The sequence below is a fragment of the Streptomyces sp. NPDC006997 genome, assembly GCF_040635175.1.
Classification (GTDB): Bacteria; Actinomycetota; Actinomycetes; order Streptomycetales; family Streptomycetaceae; genus Streptomyces.
On record NZ_JBEYHH010000061.1, the window covers coordinates 1 to 24,263 of the forward strand.

The window sequence follows — 24,263 nt, forward strand, 5'->3', positions numbered from 1 at the left end:
CCGCGGCTGACCAGGGTCAGGTTCTCGTTGCCCCGGGCCTTGAGGGAGGCGATGCGGGCGTCGTGCAGGACGTTGAGGGAGCGCACGCCGTGGTCCAGCGGGCCTTGCGGGCCGTCCAGCGGTCGGAGAGGTCCCACAGCGCCCGAACGGCCGAACGGGGTGCCAGCGTCGCCCGGACCCGCGCGGTCCAGCGCGCCTGGGCCCGCAGCGACGTGCGCAGCCCGCGCACGTCGTCGGCGAGACCGGGCACCGCCCGGGGCCGCGGGGCGAACAGCACCTGCTCGACGGCGCCCGCGACCCGGTGCACCGACCGGGCGGTCGGTTCGTCCAGCTTCCCGAGCCGCGCGATGCGCGCCGCCGCCTTGCGCGGGGTCAGGGCGTCGTCCGGGACGATGCCGTAGTCCCACGCCGTGTCCGTCAGCTCCCGCCAGACGGCCAGGACGTGCCCGGTGGCCGCCTCGGCGGACGGCTCGTCGATCACGACACCGGGCAGTCCCGCCGCTCCGTCCCCGTCGGGCTGGCCGTCTACCGGCGGGGCGGCGCCCGAGGCCGGGGCGTGCCGGGCCGACGCCAGTCGCAGCGAGCGCCGTCTGATCCGCCACAGCATCGGCAGCAGCGGTACGAGGACCACCACGGAGCCCAGCAGGATCCAGCCCGCGGTCTGGTACCACGGCGGGCCCGCGCCGTCAGGCTTCTCCGGGTTCAGCGGCAGCGCCCCGCCGCACAGCTGCCGGCGCTCGTCCTGCGCGACACAGGTGCTGCTCTCCGACGGCTCCGCGGACGGCGCCGCGTCGGTCGGCCGGGCCACGTCCGGCACGTCGGGCGTGGTGCTCCCCGGCGCGTCCGGGACGGTGTAGGACGGCGTCGTACCCCGGGTGGGCGTCGGCTCGAAGCGGGTCCAGCCCACCCCCTCGAAGTACAGCTCCGGCCAGGCGTGCGCGTCCCGCAGGCCCACCGCCACCGACTGGTCTCCCTGCGGGGTGCCGGGGGCGAAGCCCACCGCCACCCGGGCCGGTAGGCCGAGGGTGCGGGCCATCGCCGCCATCGCGAAGGAGTAGTGGACGCAGAAGCCCTGCTTGTCCTCCAGGAAGCGGGCGATCGCCCGGGGGCCGCTGCCGACCTCGACCTCGGTGTCGTACTGGAAGCCGCCGGTCACCGCGAAGTAGTCCTGGAGCGCCACCGCCTGCTCGTAGCGGTTCCGCGCGCCGTCGGTGACCTCGCGGGCGGTGCTGGCGACGACGTCGGGCAGCGAGTCGGGTATCTGGGTGTACTCGCGGGTCAGGGCGCCCGGCGGCTCCGGGGCGTTGGCGAGCTGCTGGGGGGTCGGCCGCACGTCGAGGCTGCGCACCTCGTAGGTCAGCCCGCGGGTGGTCTGGCCGTGGTCGCCGACGAGGGTCATCCCGACCGGCTCGTACCGCCAGCTGCCGTCCACCCGCACGCTGCTCGGCGGGTACGGCATCGGCAGCCAGTCCTGCGCGTAGGAGTCGGCGACCGTCACCTGGGTGCGGACCTCGGCGCTGCGGACGTCGGTGCCGAGCCCGACCGGGGTGGGGAACTGCTCGGGCACGGCGGTGATGTGCCGCTTGGCGGGCTTCCACGTGGTGCCGTCGAAGTCGTCCAGGGAGACGATCCGCAGGTACAGGTTGGAGATGTCGGCGCTGCTGGTGCGCACGGTCAGCACCTGGCGGTCCTGGTTCACGTTCAGGCTGTCGCGCAGGGAGACCAGCGGGTTGACCGCGGAGATCGTGCCCCCGCCGCCGCCCCCGGCGCCCACGCCCCGGCCCGTGCCGTCCAGGAGGCCCCCGTTCATCGCGGGCAGCGCCAGCGGGACCACCAGGGCGAGGCCCAGCGCGACCGCGCCGATCCGCCGCCCGGTGCGCACCGGTGTCACCGCGCCGCCGGTCTCCAGACCCGTGGAGCGCGCCGGGCCGCCGAAGACCCGGCCCCACTGGGCCAGCCGCTCCCGGCTCTCGGCCAGCAGCAGCATCAGGTAGCCGACCGCGGCGATCAGGAACCACACCCACTCGCCGGCGCCGTCGGACAGCCCGGCGGCCACCGAGTACAGCGCGAGCAGCGGCAGCCCCGCCGGGGCGGCGTTGCGGAAGGTGGCCGCGAGGACGTCCACCGCCAGGCCGATCACCAGGACGCCGCCGATGAGCATCAGCTGGATGCCGTCGGAGAGCGGCGCCGGGATGGCGTACCGGTTTACGTCGTCCGTGCCCTGCTGGAGCAGGTCGGAGAGGTAGCGGAAGGCGTCCGGACCCGGGAGCAGCCCGGCGAGCGCCTGCTCACGGGCGAAGACCAGGGTCAGCAGCATCAGCGTGACCAGCGCCTGGAGGAGCACGGTCAGCGGCCGGGGCAGCGGTATCCGGCGACCCGCCGCGCCCACGCCGGTCTGGATGGCCAGCAGGATGGCCGCCTGGAGGAACCAGGTGGCCGGGTCGACCAGTGGCAGCAGGGCGCAGGCCGCCATCAGGGTGGCCGCCATCGCGCACAGCGCCATGCGTGCCGGTCCGCTCATCGCAGCCCCTCCCCGCCGCTCGCGCCGCCCGCCGCGGCCAGACTCGTGCGCTCGCGGTCCGCCTGGCGCCACAGGTCGCTCAGGGTCGCGCCGCGCGGCACGCTCACCACGGTCCAGCCCGACTCGCGCAGCAGCCGCAGCCGCTCCTCGCTCCGGTGGAAAGCCTGGGGCGCCTGGGTGGGTTCCCGCACCCAGTTCTCGCTGTCCAGCACGAAGGCGAGCGCGGCGCCGCTGCGCTGCCGCATCCGGGCGGCGACCGCGGCCTGCTCCTCGTCCAGGTCGCCGAAGAAGGCCACCAGCAGGCCCTCGCTGCCGCCGCGCAGCACGTCGTAGGCGCGCGACAGGCTGCTGCCGTCGGAGTGGTCGATCACCGCGAGGGTGTCCATCATCAGCCCGGCCGCGTCCGCCGACTCCTGGTTGGCGCCCGCGAACCCGTCGGAGCCCTCGCCGGGCACCGAGTTGCCGGTGTCCGTCAGCAGCCGGACCGAGAAGCCCCGTTCCAGCATGTGCACCAGCACCGACGCGGTGCCCGCCACCGCCCACTCGAAGGCCGAGTCGGGGCCCGCGCCGCGGAAGGCGGCGCCGCGGGTGTCGAGGAGCACCGTGCAACGGGACCGCTGCGGCTGCTCCTCGCGGCGCACCATCAGCTCGCCGTAGCGGGCGGTGGAGCGCCAGTGCACCCGGCGCAGGTCGTCGCCGTAGCGGTACCCGCGCGGGATGATGTCGTCCTCACCGGCCAGGGCGAGCGAGCGCAGCCGCCCGTCGCCGTACCCCTTCGCCTCGCCGGTCAGCCGCACCGGCGGCAGCGGCTCCACGCGCGGGATCACGGTCAGGGTGTCGTACGTCGAGAAGGACCGGGTCAGTTCGCACATCCCGAACGGGTCGGTCAGCCGCAGCTGGAGCGGGCCCAGCGGGTAGCGGCCGCGCAGGTCGGAGCGGACGCGGTAGGAGACCTCGCGGCGACCGCCCGCCTCCACCCGGTCCAGGACGAAGCGGGGGCGCGGGCCGAGGACGTAGGGCACCCGGTCCTGGAGCATCAGCAGGCCGGTGGGCAGCCGGGAGACGTTGTCCATCCGCAGGTGGACCCGGGCCTCCGAGCCCGCCGGCACCCGGGCGGGGGACAGCCGCCTGCTGCCCGCGACGCGGTAGCGGGTGCGGTACAGCACCATGGCGCACACCAGGGGCAGCACCGCCAGCAGCAGCCCGACCCGCAGCAGGTCGCCCTGTCCGAGGACGTAGGCGCAGACGGCGGCGGCCACTCCGGCGGCCAGGAAGGAACGGCCGCGGGTGGTCAGCCCGGCCAGAGCCGTGCGCACCCCGCCCCTGGCGCCGCTGTCGGGCTCCGGCTGGACCGCCTCGGCGGTGGCCATCACAGCCTCCGCGGCGGCTGCTGGCCGTACGCCGGGCCGCCCTGGCCCAGCCCGTAGGCGTTCTGCTGGGGGCCCGCGGGGACCGGGGTGCGCTGCAGGATCTCCTGCACGACCTGCTCCGCGGTACGCCGGTTGAGCTGGGCCTGCGCGGTGGGCAGCAGCCGGTGCGCGAGGACCGCGACGGCGAGGGCCTGGACGTCGTCCGGCAGGGCGTACTCCCGGCCGGAGAGGGCGGCGGACGCCTTCGCCGCGCGCAGCAGGTGGAGCGTCGCGCGCGGTGAGGCGCCGAGTCTGAGGTCGGGGTGGGTGCGGGTGGCGGCGACCAGGTCGACCGCGTACCGCCGGACGCTGTCGGCGACGTGCACCCCGCGCACGGCCTCGATCAGCTTGACCATCTCGTGCGCGTGCGCCACCGGCTGGAGGTCGTCCAGCGGGCTGACGCCGCCGTGGATGTCGAGCATCTGCAGCTCGGCCTCCGCGCTCGGGTAGCCGATGGACACCCGGGCCATGAAACGGTCGCGCTGGGCCTCCGGCAGGGGATAGGTGCCCTCCATCTCGACCGGGTTCTGGGTGGCCACCACCATGAACGGGCTGGGCAGCTCGTACGTGTGCCCGTCGATGGTGACCTGGCGTTCCTCCATCGACTCCAGCAGCGCGGACTGGGTCTTCGGCGAGGCGCGGTTGATCTCGTCGCCGATCACGATCTGCGCGAAGATCGCCCCCGGCTTGAACTCGAAGTCCTGCCGCTGCTGGTCCCAGATCGACACCCCGGTGATGTCCGAGGGCAGCAGGTCCGGCGTGAACTGGATACGGCGCACAGAGCAGTCGATGGACCGCGCCAGCGCCTTGGCCAGCATCGTCTTGCCCACGCCGGGGACATCCTCGATCAGAAGATGTCCCTCGGCGAGCAGCACGGTCAGCGAGAGCCGTACGACCTCGGGCTTGCCCTCGATCACTCCCTCCACCGAACTGCGGACACGCTCCACAGTGGCGGTCAGATCAGTGAGGCTCGCTCGATCGTCATAGGTCGTCACCCGGCCCTCCTCGGCCCGTTCTTTCCCGGGCCGACGCTCTGTGTGCGTAACCGGCCCACCCCTGGAACACGGACGCCACGCGCGAAAAGTTCCGCGAGGCGCCACCACCGCATTCTTGCCGCCGTTACCGTTTCGTGTCACTCGCCTGTGGACAACTGGCCGCGATATGTACCGCCTTACGGCTTTTCGGGCCGTAAGGAGTCCGGATCTCGCGGCACGAGTGCGGCATGAGCAGGATGACAGCAGGTCACACGGTGTCCGTCACGCGGGGTCGACCTCGCGCAGCAGACCCGTCCGCACGTCGAAGACGAAACCGCGCACGTCGTCGGTGTGCAGCAGGAACGGCGAGGTCCGCACCCGCTGCATCGACTGCCGTACGTCCTGGTCGACGTCCCGGAACGCCTCCACGGCCCACGCCGGGCGCTGGCCGACCTCGCGCTCCAGCTCCTCGCGGAAGTCCTCGGTGATGCTCTCCAGACCGCACCCGGTGTGGTGGATCAGGACGATGCTGCGCGTGCCCAGCTTGTGCTGGCTGATGGTGAGTGAGCGGATCACGTCGTCGGTCACGACACCGCCCGCGTTGCGGATGGTGTGGCAGTCGCCGAGTTCCAGACCGAGTGCGGCGTGCAGGTCGAGCCGGGCGTCCATGCAGGCCACGACGGCCACGTGCAGGACCGGACGGGCGTCCATCCCCGGGTCGGTGAAAGCGGCGGCATACTGCTCGTTCGCCTCGACGAGGCGGTCGGTGACGGTGCCGTCGGCGGGGGCGGTGGTCGCGGAGCCGGTGGAAACCGATGCAGAAGTCGTCATGACTATGACGGTAGTGGTCACACCCGGTTCCGGCCCTTTGTGAGAGGGGACAAAGAACGTCAACGCGGCTTGTTGTGAGGTAACCCACAAGAGGGGTCAGGGCCGCCCGTCCGGGTGAGCGGACCCCGTCCCGCGCCGGGAACGGCGACGCGCAGGCCGGTTGATTGACCGCGAGACAGGGTGGACTAAAGTGACGCGAAGCGGGAGGCGAGGTTCTCCCCGCTGGACTGATCCCCCGAGACCCGGCGGTGTTCCGGAGATCTCCCCGCGTGCGCGCCGCGTACGTACGGCTCGGCCTCCACCCGCTCCGGCCAGCCGACGCTTCCGGCGCCGGCAGGGCTCCCCTTCACTGGGGTCCCCCCAGCTCGCTGGGGGAGGGCGGGGACCCGGCGGTGCGTACCGGCACGCCGGACCTGAGAGGCCCCAGAGTGACAGGGCGCGAAGCGCTTCCGAACAAGGGCGGTGGCGAGCGACGGGCGGGCCGACACGTCCCGGTGATGCTCCAGCGGTGCCTGGACCTGTTGGCCCCCGCCCTGGAGCGCCCCGGAGCGGTCGTCGTCGACTGCACGCTCGGTCTCGGCGGGCACAGCGAGGCCCTGCTCACCCGCTTCCCCGAGGCCCGGCTCGTCGCCCTGGACCGCGACAAGGAGGCGCTGCGCCTCTCCGCCGAGCGGCTCGCGCCCTTCGGTGACCGGGCCACCCTGGCGCACGCCGTCTACGACGAGCTGCCCGAGGTGCTGCGGCGGCTGGGCATCCCGCGCGTGGCGGGCGTCCTGTTCGACCTCGGCGTCTCCTCCATGCAGCTCGACGAGGCCGACCGCGGCTTCGCCTACGCGCAGGACGCCCCGCTCGACATGCGCATGGACCAGACGACCGGCGTCAGCGCCGCCGAGGTCCTCAACACCTACCCGCCCGGCGAACTCGTCCGCATCCTGCGCGCCTACGGCGAGGAGAAGCAGGCCAAGCGGATCGTCGGCGCCATCGTGCGCGAGCGGGAGAAGGAGCCGTTCAGCAACAGCGCGCGGCTGGTGGAGCTGATCCGCGACGCCCTCCCGCAGGCCGCCAAGCGCACCGGCGGCAACCCGGCCAAGCGCACCTTCCAGGCCCTGCGGATCGAGGTCAACGGCGAGCTGTCGGTCCTCGAACGGGCCGTCCCGGCGGCGGTGCAGGCGCTTGAGGTGGGCGGGCGGATCGCCGTGCTGTCGTACCACTCCCTGGAGGACCGGCTGGTCAAGCAGGTCTTCGCGGCCGGCGCCGCCACCACCGCGCCGCCCGGCCTGCCCGTCGTCCCCGAGCGCTACCAGCCCCGGCTCAAGCTGCTCACGCGCGGTGCCGAACTTCCCAGCGAGGAGGAGGTCGCCGCCAACCGCCGGGCGGCCCCGGCACGACTGCGCGCGGCCCAGCGCATCAGGGAGGACGTCGAGTGAGCCGGACACGGGGGAGGGCGCGTGGCTAGGAGACCCGAGCTGAAGGGGCGGGCCGCCCGGCTCGCCCGGCTCTTCCCGACCGGCCCCGGGCAGGGGCGGGGCGGGACGCAGGCGGCCAGGACGCCGTTCGTGCTGCTCGTCGTCCTCCTCCTCGGCGGCGGGCTGATCGGGCTGCTGGTGCTGAACTCCGCGCTCAGCGAGGGGACGTTCCGGCTGGACGACCTGGAGCGGGAGACCAAGGCACTCACCGACGAGGAGCAGGCGCTGCGCCGCGACATCGACGCCTACGCCGCTCCCGCCGCCCTCCAGGCCCGGGCCCGCGAGCTGGGCATGGTGCCCGGCGGCGACCCCGCGTTCCTCAACCCCGACGGCACGGTCAAGGGCGTCCCGGCCCCCGCCCGGGGCACCCGCTACCGCCCGCTGGTCCTGGCACCGGAGTCGATGCCCACGGGGGCGACGGCCGTGCCGGAGACGGCGCCAGCGACCACGGAGGCGGCGGCGACGGCCACGAAGGCAGCGGCGACGGCCACGGAGGCTGGCCAGGCGGGATCCGAGGGCACCGCCGGGCCGCGGTCCGTGCCGCAGCCCCAGGGCGCCCCGGTCCCCACCTCCGCCGCGCCGCCGACCCCCTACGGAACGCCCCCCGAGCCCACCCCGACCCCGACTACCCCCGGCAGGTGACGGAAGTGACCGACAGGGAACCGCCGCGTCGCCGGGTGCCCGGACCCGCCCGGCCCGTCCGCCCCGGCGGGCGGCAGCGCCCCGGGCCCGGCGCCCGACCGGCCCGCCGCCCGGCGCCGTCCCGCGGCCCCGCCGCCGCGCCCCCGCTCCGGCTCGGCAGCCCGCGCCCCCGGCTGCGCATGGTCGGGCTCGGGCTGACCGTCGTCCTCCTGGTGTTCACCGTGCGGCTGCTCCAGGTGCAGGCCGTCGACGCGAGCGCGTACGCCGCCAAGGCCGAGCAGAACCGGTACGTCGTGCACACCCTGGCCGCCGAGCGCGGCCAGATCACCGACCGCGCCGGTATCGCGCTGGCGACCAGCGACGACGCCGAGGACATCACCGCCGACCCGACGATGTTCACGCGCGAGGACCTGGGCATCGGCGACGGTCCCGAGCAGGCGGCGGCGCTCCTCTCGCCGATCCTCGGCCAGGAGCAGGACGCGCTCGCCGGGAAGCTGCGGACGAAGAACACCCGCTACGTGCTGCTGGCCCGCCGCCAGACCCCCGAGGTCTGGAAGCAGATCAAGGACCTGAAGACCGCGCTCACCAAGAAGGCGGAGCACGACGACTCCGCCGTCAACGTCCTCGCGGGCGTCTTCTCCGACCCCAGCAGCAAGCGCGTGTACCCCAACGGCGAACTCGCCGCCGGGATACTGGGCTGGGTCAACGCCGACGGCAAGGGCGGCGGCGGGGTCGAACAGCAGCTGAACAAGATCCTCGCCGGGAAGCCCGGAGAGCTGCGGTACGCCCAGTCCGGCGGCTACCAGGTGCCCACCGTCGGCTCGCGGGAGACGCCCGCCGTGCCCGGCACCGACGTCGAGCTGACCATCGACCGCGACATCCAGTGGGCCGCGCAGAACGCCATCGCCGAGCAGGTGGAGAAGTCCAAGGCGGACCGCGGCTACGTCATCGTCCAGGACACCCGCACCGGCGAGATCCTCGCCATGGCCAACTCGCCCGGCTTCGACCCCAACGACCTCTCCCAGGCCGACGCCACCGCGATGGGCAACGCGGCCCTCCAGGACGCCTACGAGCCCGGCTCCACCGCCAAGCTGATGTCGATGGCAGCCGTCCTGGAGGAGGGGGCCGCGACGCCGGAGACGCACGTCGTCGTGCCCAACCGGCTGCACCGCGGCGACCGGCTCTTCCGGGACGACATCGACCACGAGACCTGGTACCTGACGCTGAACGGGGTGCTCGCGAAGTCCAGCAACATCGGCACCATCCTCGCCGTCGGCCAGCTCGGCGAGACCCAGGCCCAGACCAACGAGATCCTCTACTCGTACCTGCGCAAGTTCGGCCTCGGCGGCTACACCGGGCTCGACTTCCCCGGCGAGACCAAGGGCATCCTCGCGCCGCCCGACCAGTGGTCGACCTCGCAGCAGTTCACGATCCCGTTCGGCCAGGGCGTCTCCATCAACGCCATGCAGGCGGCGTCCGTGTACTCCACCATCGCCAACGGCGGCGTCCGCGTCGAACCCTCACTGGTGCGCGGCACCAAGGGCCCCGACGGACGCTTCACGCCCGCCCCGGAACCGAAGAAGACCCGGGTCGTGAGCGAGAAGACGGCGAGGACGCTCGCCCGGATGCTGGAGTCGGTGGTGGACGACGAGGAGGGCACCGGCACCAAGGCACGCATCCCCGGCTACCGCGTCGCGGGCAAGACCGGCACCGCCAACCGGGTGGATCCGGCCACCGGCAAATACCACGGCTACACGTCCTCCTTCGCCGGGTTCGCACCCGCGGACAAGCCCCGCGTCACCGTCTACTGCGCCATCCAGAACGCCACCGAGGGCAGCTACTTCGGCGGACAGATCTGCGGACCCATCTACAAGCAGGTCATGGAGTTCGCCCTGAAGTCCCTCCAGGTCCCGCCCACCGGGGCCCCGCCCGCGAAGCTGCCCGTCAGTTTCAAGCCATGATCGTCCGAGCCCCAGGAACCACCCGTGACCACGATCACCCCCGACTCCGGGAACCAGGGCACGCCCCGGCCCCTTTTTAGCTCCCAGGCGGGTGCGCCCGGTACGCTCACCGCCGTGCCACACGCTGATCAGTCCCAAACCACCCAGAAGGGCGGTCCTGTGACCTATCCGGGCCCGCCGCGACCGGCCTCGGTCTCCGCCACACCCCTCGCGGAACTGGCCGAACAGCTGGGTGTCACCGCCCCACCGAGCACCACCGAAACGCCACCCGGCGACCCGGGTGCCACGGGCGTCACGGGCATCACCCACGACTCCCGCGCCGTGCGCCCCGGCGACCTGTACGCCGCCCTGCCCGGCGCCCGCGCGCACGGCGCCGACTTCGTCACCCAGGCCGCGGGCCTCGGCGCCGCCGCCGTGCTCACCGACCCGGCGGGCGCCGACCGCGCCGCCGCCACCGGCCTGCCGGTCCTGGTCGTCGACGACCCGCGCGCGCGGATGGGCGAACTGGCCGCCACCCTCTACGGCCACCCCGGCAGGGACCTGCTCCAGATCGGCATCACCGGCACCTCCGGCAAGACCACCACCGCCTACCTCGTCGAGGGCGGACTGCGCACCGCGCACCCCACCGGGCTGATCGGCACCGTCGAGATGCGCATCGGCGAGGAGCGCATCAAGTCCGAGCGCACCACCCCCGAAGCCACCGACCTGCAGGCCCTGTTCGCCGTCATGCGCGAGCGCGGCGTCGAGGCGGTCGCCATGGAGGTGTCCAGCCACGCCCTGGTGCTCGGCCGGGTCGACGGCTGTGTCTTCGACATCGGCGTGTTCACCAACCTCAGCCCGGAACACATGGAGTTCCACTCCGACATGGAGGACTACTTCCGGGCCAAGGCGCAGCTGTTCACGCCGGAACGCAGCAGGCTCGGCGTCGTCAACGTGGACGACGAGTACGGCCGCAGGCTCGCCAAGGAGGCCACCGTCCCGGTGGTCACCTTCTCCGCCGAGGGCCACCCCGACGCCGACTGGCGCGCCGAGGACGTGGCGGTCGGCCCGCTGGACTCGCCGTTCACCGCGGTCGGTCCCGACGGGCAGCGGATCAGCGCCAGGTCGCCGCTGCCGGGCCCCTTCAACGTGGCCAACACCCTCGCCGCGCTGGTCGCCCTCGCCGCGGCCGGGCTCGACCCGCAGACCGCCGCCGACGGCATCGCCGCGGTGCCGGGTGTTCCGGGCCGCCTGGAGCGGGTGGACGCCGGACAGCCGTACCTCGCGGTCGTCGACTACGCCCACAAGACCGACGCCGTCGAGTCGGTGCTGCGCGCGCTGCGCAAGATCACCGAGGGCCGGGTGCACGTGGTGCTCGGCTGCGGCGGCGACCGTGACATCACCAAGCGCGCCCCCATGGGCGCCGCCGTGGCCCGGCTCGCCGACACGGCCGTACTGACCTCCGACAACCCGCGTTCCGAGGACCCGCTGGCGATCCTCGCCACCATGCTCCAGGGCGCCGCGGCCGTGCCCGTGCACGAGCGGGGCGAGGTGCTCCTGTTCGAGGACCGGGCCGCCGCGATCGCCGCCGCGGTGGCCCGTGCGCGGCCCGGGGACACCGTGGTGGTCGCGGGCAAGGGCCATGAGCAGGGCCAGGACATCGCCGGGGTGGTCCGTCCGTTCGACGACCGCCAGGTGCTTCGGGAAGCAATCCAGCAGACCCAGGGATGAACTTGTGATCGCCCTCTCTCTCGCCGAGATCGCAGCAGTCGTCGGCGGGCAGACGCACGACATACCGGATCCGTCGGTGCACGTCACCGGACCGGTCGTCCGGGACTCCCGCGAGGTGGAGCCAGGCAGCCTCTTCGTCGCCTTCGCCGGGGAGCGCGTCGACGGCCACGACTTCGCACGGCAGGTGGTGGACGCGGGGGCGGTGGCCGTCCTCGCGACCCGTCCCGTCGACGTGCCCGCGATCGTCGTGGACGACGTCCAGACCGCCCTCGGCGCGCTCGCGCGTGAGGTCGTCCGGCGGCTCGGCGCGACCCTCGTCGCGCTGACCGGTTCCGCGGGCAAGACCAGCACCAAGGACCTCATCGCGCAGGTGCTGCGGAGCAAGGCGCCCACGGTGTTCACCCCGGGATCGTTGAACAACGAGATCGGGCTCCCGCTGACCGCGCTCAGCGCCACCGAGGAGACGCGGTTCCTCGTCCTGGAGATGGGCGCCCGCGGCATCGGCCACATCCGCTACCTGACCGGCCTGACGCCCCCTCGGATCGGCCTGGTGCTCAACGTCGGCAGCGCCCACATCGGCGAGTTCGGCGGCCGGGAGCAGATCGCCCAGGCCAAGGGCGAACTCGTGGAGGCCCTTCCGGAAGACGGTACGGCCGTCCTCAACGCCGACGACCCCCTCGTACGCGCCATGGCGTCCCGTACGAAGGCGAAGGTGCTCCTCTTCGGTGAGGCCGACGAAGCGGACGTACGCGCCGAGAACGTACGACTCACGGACAGCGGACAGCCGTCCTTCAGCCTTCACACACCCTCCGGGTGCAGTGACGTGACCATGCGCCTGTACGGTGAGCACCACGTGTCGAACGCGCTCGCCGCGGCCGCCGTCGCCCATGAGCTGGGCATGTCCGCGGAAGAGATCGCCACCGCGCTCTCCGAGGCGGGCTCCCTCTCCCGCTGGCGGATGGAGGTCACCGAGCGCCCGGACGGCGTGACGGTCGTCAACGACGCCTACAACGCGAACCCCGAGTCCATGCGAGCCGCGCTCCGTGCGCTGGCGGCCATGGGCAAAGGGCGCCGTACGTGGGCGGTGCTCGGCAAGATGGCCGAGCTGGGGGACGAGGCGCTCGCCGAGCACGACGCGGTCGGACGGCTCGCCGTCCGACTCAACGTCAGCAAGCTCGTCGCGGTCGGGGGCAGGGAAGCCGCCTGGCTGCAACTGGGCGCATATAACGAGGGTTCGTGGGGTGAGGAGTCGGTGCACGTGTCCGACGCACAGGCGGCGGTCGACCTGTTGCGCAGCGAGTTGCGCCCGGGGGACGTCGTGCTCGTGAAGGCGTCCCGTTCGGTCGGTCTCGAAGGCGTTGCCCAGGCGCTGCTGGAGACCGGTGCCGAGGGTGAGGTCAACGCCCGATGATGAAGCAGATCCTGTTCGCGGGAGTCATTGGCCTGTTCCTGACGCTGATCGGCACCCCGCTGCTGATCAAGCTGCTGGCCCGCAAGGGGTACGGCCAGTACATCCGCGACGACGGCCCGCGCGAGCACCACCACAAGCGCGGTACGCCGACGATGGGCGGTATCGCGTTCATCCTGGCGACGATCGCCGCGTACTTTTTGAGCAAGCTCATCACCGGCTACCCGCCGACCTTCTCCGGTCTGCTGGTCCTCGGTCTGATGACGGGCATGGGCCTGGTCGGCTTCCTGGACGACTACATCAAGATCGTCAAGCGGCGTTCGCTGGGGCTGCGGGCCAAGGCGAAGATGGCGGGCCAGCTCATCGTCGGCATCGGCTTCGCGGTGCTGTCGCTCCAGTTCGCCGACAACCGCGGCAACACCCCGGCCTCCACCAAGCTGTCGTTCATCACCGACTTCGGCTGGACCATCGGACCGGTGCTGTTCGTGGTCTGGGCGCTGTTCATGATCCTGGCGATGTCGAACGGCGTGAACCTGACCGACGGTCTGGACGGTCTGGCCACCGGCGCCTCCGTGCTCGTCTTCGGCGCCTACACCTTCATCGGCGTGTGGCAGTTCCAGGAGTCCTGTGCCAACGCGCTGACCCTGACCAACCCCGGCGCCTGCTACGAGGTGCGCGACCCGCTGGACCTCGCGGTGGTCTCCGCGGCGCTGATGGGCGCCTGCCTGGGCTTCCTGTGGTGGAACACCTCCCCGGCCAAGATCTTCATGGGCGACACCGGTTCGCTCGCCCTCGGCGGCGTCCTCGCGGGCCTGGCGATCTGCTCCCGCACCGAGCTGCTGATCGCCATCCTCGGCGGCCTGTTCGTGCTGATCACCATGTCGGTGGTCATCCAGGTCGGCTCGTTCCGGATGACCGGGAAGCGGGTCTTCCGGATGGCGCCACTCCAGCACCACTTCGAACTCAAGGGCTGGTCCGAGGTCCTGATCGTGGTCCGCTTCTGGATCATCCAGGGCATCTGTGTGATCGTCGGACTGGGCCTCTTCTACGCGGGATGGGCAGCGGACAAGTGACCAACTGGCAGGGCAAGCGCGTCACCGTCGCCGGACTCGGCGTCTCCGGCGTCCCGGCGGCCAGGGTGCTGCACGCCCGCGGCGCGCACGTCACCGTCGTCAACGACGGCGCCGACGAGCGGGCGCGGGCGCAGGCCGCCGAACTGGAGGCGCTCGGCGTCACCGTCCGCCTCGGCGACGGCGCTTCCCTGCCCGAGGGCACCGAGCTGGTCGTCACCGCGCCCGGCTGGAAGCCCGACAAGCCGCTGTTCACGGCCGCCGCCGCGGCGGACGTCCCCGTCTGGGGCGACGTCGAACTGGCCTGGCGGCTGCGCGGCCCGGACGCCGCCCCCTGGCTCGCGGTCACCGGCACCAACGGCAAGACCACCACCGTCCAGATGCTGGCGTCGATCCTGGCGGCGGCGGGCCTGCGCACCGCCGCCGTCGGCAACATCGGCGTCTCCCTGCTGGACGCCGTCCTCAGCGACGAGCCGTACGACGTCCTGGCCGTGGAGCTGTCCAGCTACCAGCTGCACTGGGCGCCCTCGCTGCGCGCCCACTCCGCCGCCGTCCTCAACCTCGCCCCCGACCACCTCGACTGGCACGGCTCGATGGAGGCGTACGCCCGGGACAAGGGCCGCATCTACGAGGGCAACCGCGTCGCCTGCGTCTACAACGTCGACGCCACCGACAAGCCGTCCACCGAGGACCTGGTCCGGGAGGCCGATGTCGAGGAGGGCTGCCGCGCCGTCGGCTTCACCCTCGGCACTCCGGCACCCTCCCAACTCGGCGTCGTCGACGGCATCCTGGTCGACCGCGCCTTCGTCGAGGACCGGCACACCAGCGCCCAGGAACTGGCCGAGGTCTCCGACGTCAACCCGCCCGCCCCGCACAACATCGCCAACGCCCTCGCGGCGGCGGCCCTCGCCCGCGCCTACGGGGTGCCCGCCACCGCCGTACGCGACGGACTGCGGGCCTTCCAGCCGGACGCCCACCGCATCGCGCACGTCGGCGACGTGGACGGCGTCGCCTACGTCGACGACTCCAAGGCCACCAACACCCACGCCGCCGAGGCGTCGTTGGCGGCCTACGAGCCCATCGTGTGGATCGCGGGCGGGCTCGCCAAAGGCGCCACCTTCGACGCACTCGTCGCCCGGTCCGCGAAGCGGCTGCGCGGCGCCGTCCTCATCGGCGCCGACCGCGCGCTCATCCGCGAGGCCCTGGCGCGACACGCGCCCGAAGTACCCGTCGTCGACGTCGACCGGACCGACACTGGGGCGATGCCCCAGGCGGTGCGGGAGGCGCGGCGGCTCGCCGAGCCGGGCGACACGGTGCTCCTGGCCCCCGCCTGCGCTTCCATGGACATGTTCACCAACTACAACCAGCGCGGTGACGCGTTCGCGGAGGCGGTTCGCGAACTCGGCGCCTGACCCGGCCGCCTGCCGGGCGACCTTGGGAGGGACCGTGGGACGCGCGAAGCGCACGACGCCGACCCGGCCGGAACCGGCGTACACCGGAGGCACCCGTGCCCGGTAGCCGCACCGGCCGCCCACCCGTCCAGCGGGCCCCGCGCCGCCCCGCCGTACCGCGCGCCCCGCGCGAGAACCCGTTCGTCCGGCTGTCCACCCGCGCGCGCCGCGCCTGGGACCGGCCGCTGACCGCGTACTACCTGATCCTCGGCGGCAGCCTGCTCATCACCGTGCTGGGTCTGGTGATGGTCTACTCGGCCTCCCAGATCACCGCGCTCCAGATGTCGCTCGGGGGCTCCTACTTCTTCCGCAAGCAGCTGCTGGCCGCCGTGCTCGGCGCCACGCTCCTGTTCGCCGCCTCCCGGATGCCGGTGAAGCTGCACCGGGCGCTGGCCTACCCGATCCTTGCCGGGGCTGTCTTCCTGATGGCCCTTGTGCAGGTGCCGGGGATAGGGCACGCGGTCAACGGCAACCAGAACTGGATCTCCGTCGGCGGCCCCTTCCAGCTCCAGCCCAGCGAGTTCGGCAAGCTCGCCCTGGTGCTGTGGGGCGCCGACCTGCTCGCCCGCAAACAGGACAGGAAGCTGCTCACGCAGTGGAAGCACATGCTGGTGCCGCTGGTCCCGGTCGCCTTCATGCTGCTCGGCCTGATCATGCTCGGCGGCGACATGGGTACGGCGATCATCCTCACGGCGATCCTGTTCGGCCTGCTGTGGCTGGCGGGCGCGCCCACCCGGCTGTTCGTCGGTGTGCTCGCCGTCGCCGGGCTGCTCGGGGCGGTACTGATCAGGACCAACGCCAACCGCCTCGACCGGTTCGCCTGCATCGGCGCCACGGAGATGGGCGAGGACGGCTCCTGCTGGCAGGCGGTGCACGGCATCTACGCCCTCGCCTCCGGCGGACTGTTCGGTTCCGGACTCGGGGCGAGTGTGGAAAAATGGGGCCAACTCCCTGAAGCGCACACCGACTTCATCTTCGCCGTCACCGGTGAGGAACTGGGCCTGGCGGGGACGCTGTCGGTACTCGCCCTCTTCGCCGCTCTAGGCTATGCGGGTATCCGCGTGGCCGGACGCACGGAGGACCCCTTCGTGAGGTACGCCGCGGGAGGCGTGACCACCTGGATCACGGCCCAGGCCGTGATCAACATCGGTGCGGTGCTCGGTCTGCTGCCGATCGCCGGGGTCCCGCTCCCGCTGTTCTCCTACGGGGGATCCGCCCTGCTGCCGACCATGTTCGCCATCGGGTTGCTGATCGCCTTCGCACGGGACGAACCCGCTGCGCGGGCGGCGCTTGCGATGCGGCAGCCCCGCTTTGGTAGAAAGCGGGGGGCTGGGGGACCGGGTTCGGAACGGAGCCCCCGGAGATGGAACACGATGCGACGGCGCGCCCCGGCGCGCTCGTCCGGAGAGCGGTGAATTTCGGTGCATGTCGTACTCGCCGGTGGGGGGACCGCCGGCCACATCGAGCCAGCGCTCGCCCTCGCGGACGCCCTGCGCAGGCAGGACCCGACCGTGGGGATCACGGCCCTGGGCACGGAGCGCGGTCTGGAGACCCGGCTGGTGCCGGAACGGGGCTACGAGCTGGCGCTGATCCCCGCGGTGCCGCTGCCCCGCAAGCCCACGCCCGAGCTGATCACCGTCCCGGGCCGGCTGCGCGGCACCATCAAGGCGGCCGAGCAGATCCTGGAGCGCACCAAGGCGGACGCCGTGGTCGGCTTCGGCGGCTATGTCGCGCTCCCCGGCTACCTGGCCGCCAAGCGGCTCGGCGTGCCGATCGTCATCCACGAGGCCAACGCCCGCCCCGGCCTCGCCAACAAGATCGGGTCCCGGTACGCCGCCCAGGTCGCCGTCTCGACCCCCGACAGCAAGCTCCGGGGCGCCCGCTACATCGGCATCCCGCTGCGCCGCTCCATCGCCACCCTGGACCGGGCCGCCGTACGGCCCGAGGCGCGCGCCGCGTTCGGCCTGGACCCCAACCTGCCGACCCTGCTGGTCTCCGGCGGCTCCCAGGGCGCCCGCCGACTCAACGAGGTCGTCCAGCAGGTCGCGCCCTGGCTCCAGCAGGCCGGGATCCAGATCCTGCACGCGGTCGGCCCGAAGAACGAACTGCCGCAGGTGCAACAGATGCCGGGGATGCCCCCGTACATCCCGGTAAGTTACCTGGACCGGATGGACCTCGCGTACGCCGCGGCCGACATGATGCTCTGCCGCGCGGGCGCGATGACCGTCGCCGAACTCTCCGCCGTCGGGCTCCCGGCCGCCTACGTCCCGCTGCCCATCGGCAACGGCGAACAGCGGCTGAACGCCCAGCCGGTGGTCAAGGCGGGCGGCGGGCTGCTGGTCGACGACGCGGAACTCACCCCGGAGTGGGTGCGGGAGACCGTCCTGCCCGTGCTGGCCGACCCGCACCGGCTGTACGAGATGTCCCGCGCCGCCGGCGAGTTCGGCCGCCGGGACGCCGACGAACTCCTCGTCGGCATGGTGTACGAGGCGATCGCCGCCAGCCGCGCCCGCCGCTAGGGACGCACGACGGAAGAGGACGGGAAGCGTGGCCGGACCCACCGCCGCCGAACGCGGGGTACGTCAGCAGGAGCCGTCCGGCCCGCCTCCCGTCCGTCGCCTGCGGCCACCGAAGCTCCGTACGATCATCATTCTGGCGCTCGCCCTGGTCCTGCTCGTCGGGGGCGGCAGCTGGCTGTTGTACGGCTCCTCGTGGCTGCGCGTGGAGCGGGTGACCGTCTCGGGGACGCGTGTGCTGACGCCCGCGCAGGTGCGCGAGGCCGCCGACATTCCCCTCGGGACGCCGCTCGTCTCCCTGGACACCGAGGCGATCGAGACTCGACTTCGCGGGAAATTGCCCCGAATTGACGTGGTTGACGTAGTCCGTTCCTGGCCGCATGGAATCAGGCTCAAAGTCGTCGAGCGCACTCCGGTCCTGCTGATGGAGAATTCCGGCCAGGCGGACGGCTTCGTGGAAGTGGACGACGAAGGTGTCCGATTCGCCACGGTTTCACAGGCCATCAAAGGCGTTCCACTGCTGAAATTGGAGACGTCCCGCCCGGGTTCGGCCGGCGCGAGCCTGCGCCGCTTCGGCGAGGGCCGCCTGGTACGCGAGGCGGTCCGGGCCGTGGCCGCCCTCCCGGCCGGGGTCGCCCGGGACACCCGCACCGTCAAGGTCGGTTCCTACGACGCCATCTCGCTGGAGCTGGGCGCCGGCCGGACCGTCGCCTGGGGGAGTTCCGAGCGGGGCGCCGCCAAGGCCCGCGCGCTCACCGCCCTGATGAAAGCGGCGCCCGCCGCCCGGCACTTCGACGTGAGCGTTCCCACCGCCCCGGCGTCATCCGGAAGTTGACGCACATCCGCGCAGGCCAGCACCCTGGTTGGGCAGCGCTACGCCTGATCACATAGGGTGAAAAGAAAAACGGGAGGTTCGGCGTGTTCGTTGAACGTGCGCCACTTGTCGACTTAGTGTCCTGTTCAGAAGACTCCAGGGAACAGACACACTGGTAACCCTAAACTTCAGCGTTAGGGTTCGGGTCGGCACTACGGACCGTCCCATTCGGCATCAGTCGTCGCATCGCGGGGCGCAGCGCGTCCCGGTGATTCGACGGCACGTAACTCGAGGCGAGAGGCCTTCGACGTGGCAGCACCGCAGAACTACCTCGCAGTCATCAAAGTCATCGGTGTCGGCGGCGGTGGTGTCAATGCCATCAACCGGATGATCGAGGTCGGTCTCAAGGGCGTCGAGTTCATCGCCATCAACACCGACGCGCAAGCCCTGTTGATGAGCGACGCCGACGTCAAGCTCGACGTCGGCCGTGAACTCACCCGCGGACTCGGCGCCGGAGCCAACCCGGCCGTCGGCCGCAAGGCCGCCGAGGACCACCGCGAGGAGATCGAGGAGGTCCTCAAGGGGGCCGACATGGTCTTCGTGACGGCCGGTGAGGGCGGCGGCACCGGCACCGGGGGCGCGCCCGTCGTGGCGAACATCGCCCGTTCCCTCGGCGCCCTCACCATCGGCGTGGTCACCCGCCCGTTCACCTTCGAGGGGCGGCGCCGCGCCAACCAGGCGGAGGACGGCATCGCGGAACTCCGCGAAGAGGTCGACACCCTCATCGTCATCCCCAACGACCGGCTGCTGTCCATCTCCGACCGCCAGGTCTCCGTCCTCGACGCCTTCAAGTCGGCGGACCAGGTCCTGCTCTCCGGTGTCCAGGGCATCACCGACCTCATCACCACGCCCGGCCTGATCAACCTCGACTTCGCCGACGTCAAGTCGGTCATGTCCGAGGCCGGTTCCGCGCTGATGGGTATCGGCTCGGCCCGTGGCGACGACCGCGCGGTGGCCGCCGCCGAGATGGCGATCTCCTCGCCGCTGCTCGAAGCCTCCATCGACGGCGCCCGCGGGGTGCTGCTCTCCATCTCCGGCGGCTCCGACCTCGGCCTGTTCGAGATCAACGAGGCCGCCCAGCTGGTCAGCGAGGCCGCCCACCCCGAGGCCAACATCATCTTCGGCGCGGTCATCGACGACGCCCTCGGCGACGAGGTCCGGGTGACCGTGATCGCGGCCGGGTTCGACGGCGGCCAGCCCCCGTCGAAGCGGGACACCGTCCTCGGCTCCGCCTCCGCCAAGCGCGAGGAGCCCACGCCGGTACGGCCGGCGCCGGAGAGCCGCCCGACCTTCGGCTCGCTCGGCAGCGTCAAGCCCAAGGAGGAGCCGGAGCCCGCCCCGGAGCCGGTGAACGACATCCAGGCCCAGCCGCCGGTGCCGCCGTCCCGCAGCTACACGGACAGCGCGGCCGAGGAACTGGACGTCCCGGACTTCCTGAAGTGATAGGAGAGCGCTCCGGCAAGAGCACCGTGAACGGCGCGCACTTCGCCTTCACCGACCGGTGGGGCGGGGTGAGCGCCGTTCCGTACGAGGAGCTGAACCTCGGCGGCGCGGTCGGCGACGACCCCGGGGCCGTCCGCACCAACCGCGAACTGGCCGCCAAGTCGCTGGGACTGGACCCGGACCGGGTCGTCTGGATGAACCAGGTGCACGGCGCGGAGGTGGCGGTGGCCGACGGACCCCGGGGTGACCGGCCGGTTCCCGAGGCCGACGCCGTCGTCACCGCCGAGCGGGGGCTCGCGCTCGCCGTCCTCACCGCCGACTGCGTGCCCGTCCTGCTCGCCGACCCCGTCGCGGGCGTCGTCGGCGCGGCGCACGCGGGCCGTCCCGGCCTGGTCGCGGGCGTCGTCCCGGCGGTGCTACGCGCGATGACCGAGCTGGGCGCCGAGCCCTCCCGGACCGTCGCCCGCACCGGCCCCGCCGTCTGCGGCCGGTGCTACGAGGTGCCGGAGGCGATGCGCGCGGAGGTGGCCGCCGTGGAGCCGACGGCGTACGCCGTCACGAGCTGGGGCACACCCGCGGTCGACGTGGCCGCCGGAGTGCACGCACAGCTCGACCGGCTCGGGGTGTGCGACCGGGAGCAGTCGCCGGTGTGCACGCTGGAGTCGGACGATCACTTCTCGTACCGCCGCGACCGCGCCACGGGGCGGCTCGCGAGCTACGTCTGGCTGGACTGATGGGGCATGACGGACCGTAAGGACGAAATCGCGGCGAACCTCGCGAACGTGGAGGAACGCATCGCCGCCGCGTGCGCCGCCGCCGGGCGCCGCCGCGACGAGGTGACCCTGATCGTGGTCACCAAGACCTATCCGGCGAGCGATGTGCGGATCCTGGCCGGACTGGGCGTGCGGCACGTCGCCGAGAACCGCGACCAGGACGCCGCCCCCAAGGCCGCCGAGTGCTCGGATCTGCCGCTCACCTGGCACTTCGTGGGCCAGTTGCAGACCAACAAGGTGCGTTCCGTGGTCGGTTACGCCGATCTCGTGCAGTCCGTCGACCGTTCCCGGTTGGTGACCGCGCTGTCGAGGGAGGCGGTGCGCGCGGGGCGGGAGCTCGGCTGCCTCATCCAGGTCGCCCTGGACGCGGGGGAGAGCGCCCGGGGCGAGCGGGGCGGCGTGGCGCCGGGCGGAATCGAGGAGTTGGCCGACCTCGTGGCGGCGGCCGACGGGCTGAGGCTCGACGGGCTGATGACCGTCGCCCCGCTCACCGGCGAGTACGCCGGACGCGAACGGGCGGCGTTCGGGCGGTTGATGGATTTGTCGACCCACCTGCGCGGAGCCCATCCGGCTGCGAACATGGTCTCGGCAGGAATGAGCGCGGACCTTGAACAGGCCGTGGCGGCCGGAGCGACACATGTGCGCGTCGGCAGCGCGGTACTCGGAGTCCGCGCGAGGCTCGGGTAACGTCGCCAAGAAGTCGGACCACAGCAGAAAATATGGTCATTACCGCCGAAAGGCGGCCATAACGGCCACGTGGATCGCGGGCACTTGGCAGTCGTCAGCCGATCCACCACAGAGCGGAGGACTCAGAGCATGGCCGGCGCGATGCGCAAGATGGCGGTCTACCTCGGCCTCGTGGAGGACGATGGGTACGACGGCCGGGGATTCGACCCCGATGACGACTTCGAACCGGAACTCGACCCGGAGCCCGAGCGGGACCACCGGCGTCATGAACCGTCCCATCAGTCGCACGGCTCACACCAGTCCCAAAGGGACGAAGAGGTACGAGTCGTACAGCCGTCCGCGCCCCGCGACCCGGTACCCCGTTCCGCTTCGCTCGCCGCGGAATCCGGGCGTCCGGCGCGTATCGCGCCCGTGGCGTCCATCACACAAGAACGCGCAAGCCTGGAGAAGAACGCACCGGTGATCATGCCCAAGGTCGTGTCGGAACGAGAGCCGTACCGGATCACCACGCTTCACCCACGGACCTACAACGAGGCCCGTACCATCGGGGAACACTTCCGTGAAGGCACCCCGGTGATCATGAACTTGACTGAGATGGACGACACAGACGCCAAGCGACTTGTCGACTTTGCGGCCGGTTTGGTGTTTGGTCTTCACGGCAGCATCGAGCGGGTGACGCAGAAGGTGTTCCTGTTGTCGCCTGCTAACGTCGATGTCACGGCGGAGGACAAGGCCCGCATCGCAGAGGGCGGGTTCTTCAACCAGAGCTGAGACGCACGACCGATGGAAGTACCCAGAAGTACGGGAAACAGGGGAGAGGGAAGCACGAGTCATGAGCGTGGTCCTGGATGTCGTCTACATCGCGCTGATGTGCTTCCTCATCGTGCTGATCTTCCGGTTGGTCATGGACTACGTCTTCCAGTTCGCCCGCTCATGGCAACCCGGCAAGGCGATGGTGGTCGTTCTGGAGGCCACCTACACTGTCACTGATCCACCGCTCAAGCTTCTGCGGCGGTTCATTCCGCCGCTGCGTCTCGGGGGCGTGGCGCTCGACCTGTCCTTCTTCGTACTGATGATCATCGTCTACATCCTGATCTCGATCGTGGGCAATCTCGCGAGATGACAGTGGACGATCCGGTCTTGCCGAATGCCGACGACTACGTTGAGGTGAAGAGATGCCGTTGACCCCCGAGGACGTGCGGAACAAGCAGTTCACGACCGTCCGCCTCCGAGAAGGCTATGACGAGGACGAGGTCGATGCCTTCCTCGACGAGGTCGAAGCCGAACTGACCCGCCTGCTCCGGGAGAACGAGGACCTGCGCGCCAAGCTGGCCGCGGCCACGCGTGCCGCCGCGCAGAACCAGCAGAACATGCGCAAGCCCCCGGAGCAGCAGGACCAGCAGCACCCCCAGCACCCGCAGCAGGGTATGCGCGGTCCGGGCGGTCCCGGTGGTCCCGGCGGCCATGGTGGTCCGGGCGGACCCGGTGGCCCCGGCGGTCCCGGCGGTCCCGGCGCACCGGTGCCCGCCGGCATATCGGGCCCGCCGCAGCAGCAGATGGGTGGCCCCATGGGTGGTCCGCCCCAGCTGCCGAGCGGTGCTCCGCAGCTGCCCCCCGGCCCGGGTGGGCAGGGTCCGCAGGGTCCCGGTCCGATGGGCCAGGGTCCGATGGGCCAGGGCCCGATGCAGGGCCAGATGGGACCCGGCCCGATGGGCGGTCCCATGGGCGGTCCGGGCCACGGCCCCGGCCCCGGTATGCCCGGTCCGGGCCCCGGTGGCGACAGCGCCGCCCGGGTGCTCTCGCTCGCCCAGCAGACCGCCGACCAGGCGATCGCCGAGGCGCGCGCCGAGGCCAACAAGATCGTCGGCGAGGCCCGTTCGCGCGCCGAGGGTCTGGAGCGGGACGCCCGTGCCAAGGCCGACGCCCTGGAGCGGGACGCGCAGGAGAAGCACCGCGTCGCGATGGGCTCCTTGGAGTCCGCTCGCGCCACGCTGGAGCGCAAGGTCGAGGACCTGCGCGGCTTCGAGCGCGAGTACCGCACGCGGCTGAAGTCGTACCTGGAGTCGCAGCTGCGCCAGCTGGAGACCCAGGCCGACGACTCGCTGGCCCCGCCGCGGACTCCGGCCGCCGCCTCCCTGCCGCCGTCCCCGGCGCCCTCCATGGCTCCGGCCGGCGCGGGTGCCCCGTCCTACGGCGGCAACCAGGGCATGGGCAACGGCGGCGGTCCGGCGCCGGCCGCTCCGTCCTACGGCGGTCAGCAGCAGATGTCGCCCGCGATGACCCAGCCGATGGCGCCGGTGCGTCCGCAGGGTCCGGGTCCGATGGGCCAGGCTCCCTCGCCGATGCGCGGGTTCCTCATCGACGAGGACGACAACTGACGGCCGCATGACCAGGAGTACGCCGTAGGCGTCGGCAGCGTTCAAAAGGGGCGGGCCCCCCGCCCGACGTGCTCGTCCTCGACGTGATGATGCCCGGCATAGACGGGCTCCAGGTCTGCCGGGTGCTGCGCGCCGAGGGCGACCGCACC

Annotated in this window: 20 protein-coding genes and 1 pseudogene; 17 read left to right on the forward strand and 4 right to left on the reverse strand. The window is 72.1% G+C overall.

Going from position 1 to position 24,263, the window contains the following annotated elements; genetic code table 11:
* Positions 1-16: 16 nt before the first annotated feature.
* The 4 genes from ABZ659_RS34030 to ABZ659_RS34045 all read right to left on the reverse strand — a co-directional run bounded on the left by ABZ659_RS34030 (position 17) and on the right by ABZ659_RS34045 (position 5,735).
* Positions 17-2,521, reverse strand: a complete 2,505-nt coding sequence (locus ABZ659_RS34030; RefSeq protein ID WP_360228228.1) for a transglutaminaseTgpA domain-containing protein — start codon at positions 2,519-2,521, stop codon at positions 17-19.
* Positions 2,518-3,891 (reverse strand): DUF58 domain-containing protein, encoded by a 1,374-nt coding sequence (locus tag ABZ659_RS34035; RefSeq protein ID WP_360228231.1) that lies wholly within the window; start codon positions 3,889-3,891, stop codon positions 2,518-2,520. Before ABZ659_RS34035 ends, ABZ659_RS34030 begins: the two co-directional genes overlap by 4 nt.
* On the reverse strand, positions 3,891-4,925 hold the full coding sequence (locus ABZ659_RS34040) for a MoxR family ATPase (protein WP_360228234.1): 1,035 nt from the start codon (positions 4,923-4,925) through the stop codon (positions 3,891-3,893). The genes ABZ659_RS34035 and ABZ659_RS34040 overlap by 1 nt, the downstream gene beginning before the upstream one ends.
* A 261-nt stretch (positions 4,926-5,186) precedes the next feature.
* Complete coding sequence (locus ABZ659_RS34045) at positions 5,187-5,735, reverse strand: carbonic anhydrase (protein WP_360228237.1); 549 nt, start codon at positions 5,733-5,735, stop codon at positions 5,187-5,189.
* 428 nt (positions 5,736-6,163) lie between these two features.
* Here ABZ659_RS34045 and rsmH point away from each other — a divergent pair, with 428 nt between their 5' ends.
* The 17 genes and pseudogenes from rsmH to ABZ659_RS34130 form a co-directional block, all read left to right on the forward strand.
* Positions 6,164-7,162: a 16S rRNA (cytosine(1402)-N(4))-methyltransferase RsmH gene (gene rsmH, locus ABZ659_RS34050; RefSeq protein ID WP_360228240.1), complete on the forward strand. Its 999-nt coding sequence runs from the start codon at positions 6,164-6,166 to the stop codon at positions 7,160-7,162.
* Between the two features lie 21 nt (positions 7,163-7,183).
* Positions 7,184-7,843 carry a septum formation initiator family protein gene (locus ABZ659_RS34055; RefSeq protein WP_360228243.1) on the forward strand — a complete coding sequence of 220 codons (660 nt, stop codon included), beginning with the start codon at positions 7,184-7,186 and terminating at the stop codon, positions 7,841-7,843.
* A gap of 5 nt (positions 7,844-7,848) precedes the next feature.
* Positions 7,849-9,804 carry a penicillin-binding protein 2 gene (locus ABZ659_RS34060; RefSeq protein ID WP_360228282.1) on the forward strand — a complete coding sequence of 652 codons (1,956 nt, stop codon included), beginning with the start codon at positions 7,849-7,851 and terminating at the stop codon, positions 9,802-9,804.
* Between the two features lie 159 nt (positions 9,805-9,963).
* On the forward strand, positions 9,964-11,514 hold the full coding sequence (locus ABZ659_RS34065; RefSeq protein WP_360228285.1) for a UDP-N-acetylmuramoyl-L-alanyl-D-glutamate--2,6-diaminopimelate ligase: 1,551 nt from the start codon (positions 9,964-9,966) through the stop codon (positions 11,512-11,514).
* Positions 11,515-11,518: 4 nt separating this feature from the next.
* Positions 11,519-12,925 carry a UDP-N-acetylmuramoyl-tripeptide--D-alanyl-D-alanine ligase gene (murF, locus tag ABZ659_RS34070; protein WP_360228246.1) on the forward strand — a complete coding sequence of 469 codons (1,407 nt, stop codon included), beginning with the start codon at positions 11,519-11,521 and terminating at the stop codon, positions 12,923-12,925.
* Complete coding sequence (gene mraY / locus ABZ659_RS34075) at positions 12,922-13,995, forward strand: phospho-N-acetylmuramoyl-pentapeptide-transferase (RefSeq protein ID WP_360228249.1); 1,074 nt, start codon at positions 12,922-12,924, stop codon at positions 13,993-13,995. Before murF ends, mraY begins: the two co-directional genes overlap by 4 nt.
* Positions 13,977-15,404, forward strand: coding sequence for a UDP-N-acetylmuramoyl-L-alanine--D-glutamate ligase (gene murD / locus ABZ659_RS34080; RefSeq protein WP_360228252.1), 1,428 nt, complete (start codon positions 13,977-13,979; stop codon positions 15,402-15,404). The genes mraY and murD overlap by 19 nt, the downstream gene beginning before the upstream one ends.
* 95 nt (positions 15,405-15,499) lie before the next feature.
* Positions 15,500-16,858: a putative lipid II flippase FtsW gene (gene ftsW, locus ABZ659_RS34085; protein ID WP_360228255.1), complete on the forward strand. Its 1,359-nt coding sequence runs from the start codon at positions 15,500-15,502 to the stop codon at positions 16,856-16,858.
* 6 nt (positions 16,859-16,864) lie between these two features.
* Positions 16,865-17,962 (forward strand): undecaprenyldiphospho-muramoylpentapeptide beta-N-acetylglucosaminyltransferase, encoded by a 1,098-nt coding sequence (gene murG / locus ABZ659_RS34090; RefSeq protein WP_360228258.1) that lies wholly within the window; start codon positions 16,865-16,867, stop codon positions 17,960-17,962.
* 28 nt (positions 17,963-17,990) lie between these two features.
* A complete protein-coding gene (locus ABZ659_RS34095; protein ID WP_360228261.1) occupies positions 17,991-18,794 on the forward strand; it encodes an FtsQ-type POTRA domain-containing protein in 804 nt (267 codons plus the stop codon).
* A 288-nt stretch (positions 18,795-19,082) separates the two neighbouring features.
* Positions 19,083-20,276 carry a cell division protein FtsZ gene (gene ftsZ / locus ABZ659_RS34100; protein WP_360228264.1) on the forward strand — a complete coding sequence of 398 codons (1,194 nt, stop codon included), beginning with the start codon at positions 19,083-19,085 and terminating at the stop codon, positions 20,274-20,276.
* Entirely contained in the window at positions 20,273-21,010 is a 738-nt protein-coding gene (gene pgeF, locus ABZ659_RS34105; protein WP_360228267.1) for a peptidoglycan editing factor PgeF, read from the forward strand. The genes ftsZ and pgeF overlap by 4 nt, the downstream gene beginning before the upstream one ends.
* A gap of 6 nt (positions 21,011-21,016) precedes the next feature.
* A complete protein-coding gene (locus ABZ659_RS34110) occupies positions 21,017-21,736 on the forward strand; it encodes a YggS family pyridoxal phosphate-dependent enzyme (RefSeq protein ID WP_360228270.1) in 720 nt (239 codons plus the stop codon).
* A 129-nt stretch (positions 21,737-21,865) separates the two neighbouring features.
* Positions 21,866-22,507, forward strand: coding sequence for a cell division protein SepF (sepF, locus tag ABZ659_RS34115; protein WP_360228273.1), 642 nt, complete (start codon positions 21,866-21,868; stop codon positions 22,505-22,507).
* A gap of 61 nt (positions 22,508-22,568) precedes the next feature.
* Positions 22,569-22,859, forward strand: coding sequence for a YggT family protein (locus ABZ659_RS34120; RefSeq protein ID WP_360228276.1), 291 nt, complete (start codon positions 22,569-22,571; stop codon positions 22,857-22,859).
* A 52-nt stretch (positions 22,860-22,911) separates the two neighbouring features.
* Positions 22,912-24,114: a DivIVA domain-containing protein gene (locus tag ABZ659_RS34125; protein WP_360228279.1), complete on the forward strand. Its 1,203-nt coding sequence runs from the start codon at positions 22,912-22,914 to the stop codon at positions 24,112-24,114.
* A 59-nt stretch (positions 24,115-24,173) separates the two neighbouring features.
* Positions 24,174-24,263: pseudogene (locus ABZ659_RS34130) on the forward strand (DNA-binding response regulator); the annotation flags it as partial.

Bases quoted from the DNA above. Each gene is read 5' to 3' on its own strand.
- sepF (WP_360228273.1), top strand. From the start codon at position 21,866: ATGGCCGGCGCGATGCGCAAGATGGCGGTCTACCTCGGCCTCGTGGAG.
- mraY (WP_360228249.1), top strand. From the start codon at position 12,922: ATGATGAAGCAGATCCTGTTCGCGGGAGTCATTGGCCTGTTCCTGACG.
- ABZ659_RS34125 (WP_360228279.1), top strand. From the start codon at position 22,912: ATGCCGTTGACCCCCGAGGACGTGCGGAACAAGCAGTTCACGACCGTC.
- ABZ659_RS34110 (WP_360228270.1), top strand. From the start codon at position 21,017: ATGACGGACCGTAAGGACGAAATCGCGGCGAACCTCGCGAACGTGGAG.
- ABZ659_RS34030 (WP_360228228.1), bottom strand. From the start codon at position 2,521: ATGAGCGGACCGGCACGCATGGCGCTGTGCGCGATGGCGGCCACCCTG.
- ABZ659_RS34045 (WP_360228237.1), bottom strand. From the start codon at position 5,735: ATGACGACTTCTGCATCGGTTTCCACCGGCTCCGCGACCACCGCCCCC.
- murD (WP_360228252.1), top strand. From the start codon at position 13,977: ATGGGCAGCGGACAAGTGACCAACTGGCAGGGCAAGCGCGTCACCGTC.
- ABZ659_RS34035 (WP_360228231.1), bottom strand. From the start codon at position 3,891: ATGGCCACCGCCGAGGCGGTCCAGCCGGAGCCCGACAGCGGCGCCAGG.
- ABZ659_RS34120 (WP_360228276.1), top strand. From the start codon at position 22,569: ATGAGCGTGGTCCTGGATGTCGTCTACATCGCGCTGATGTGCTTCCTC.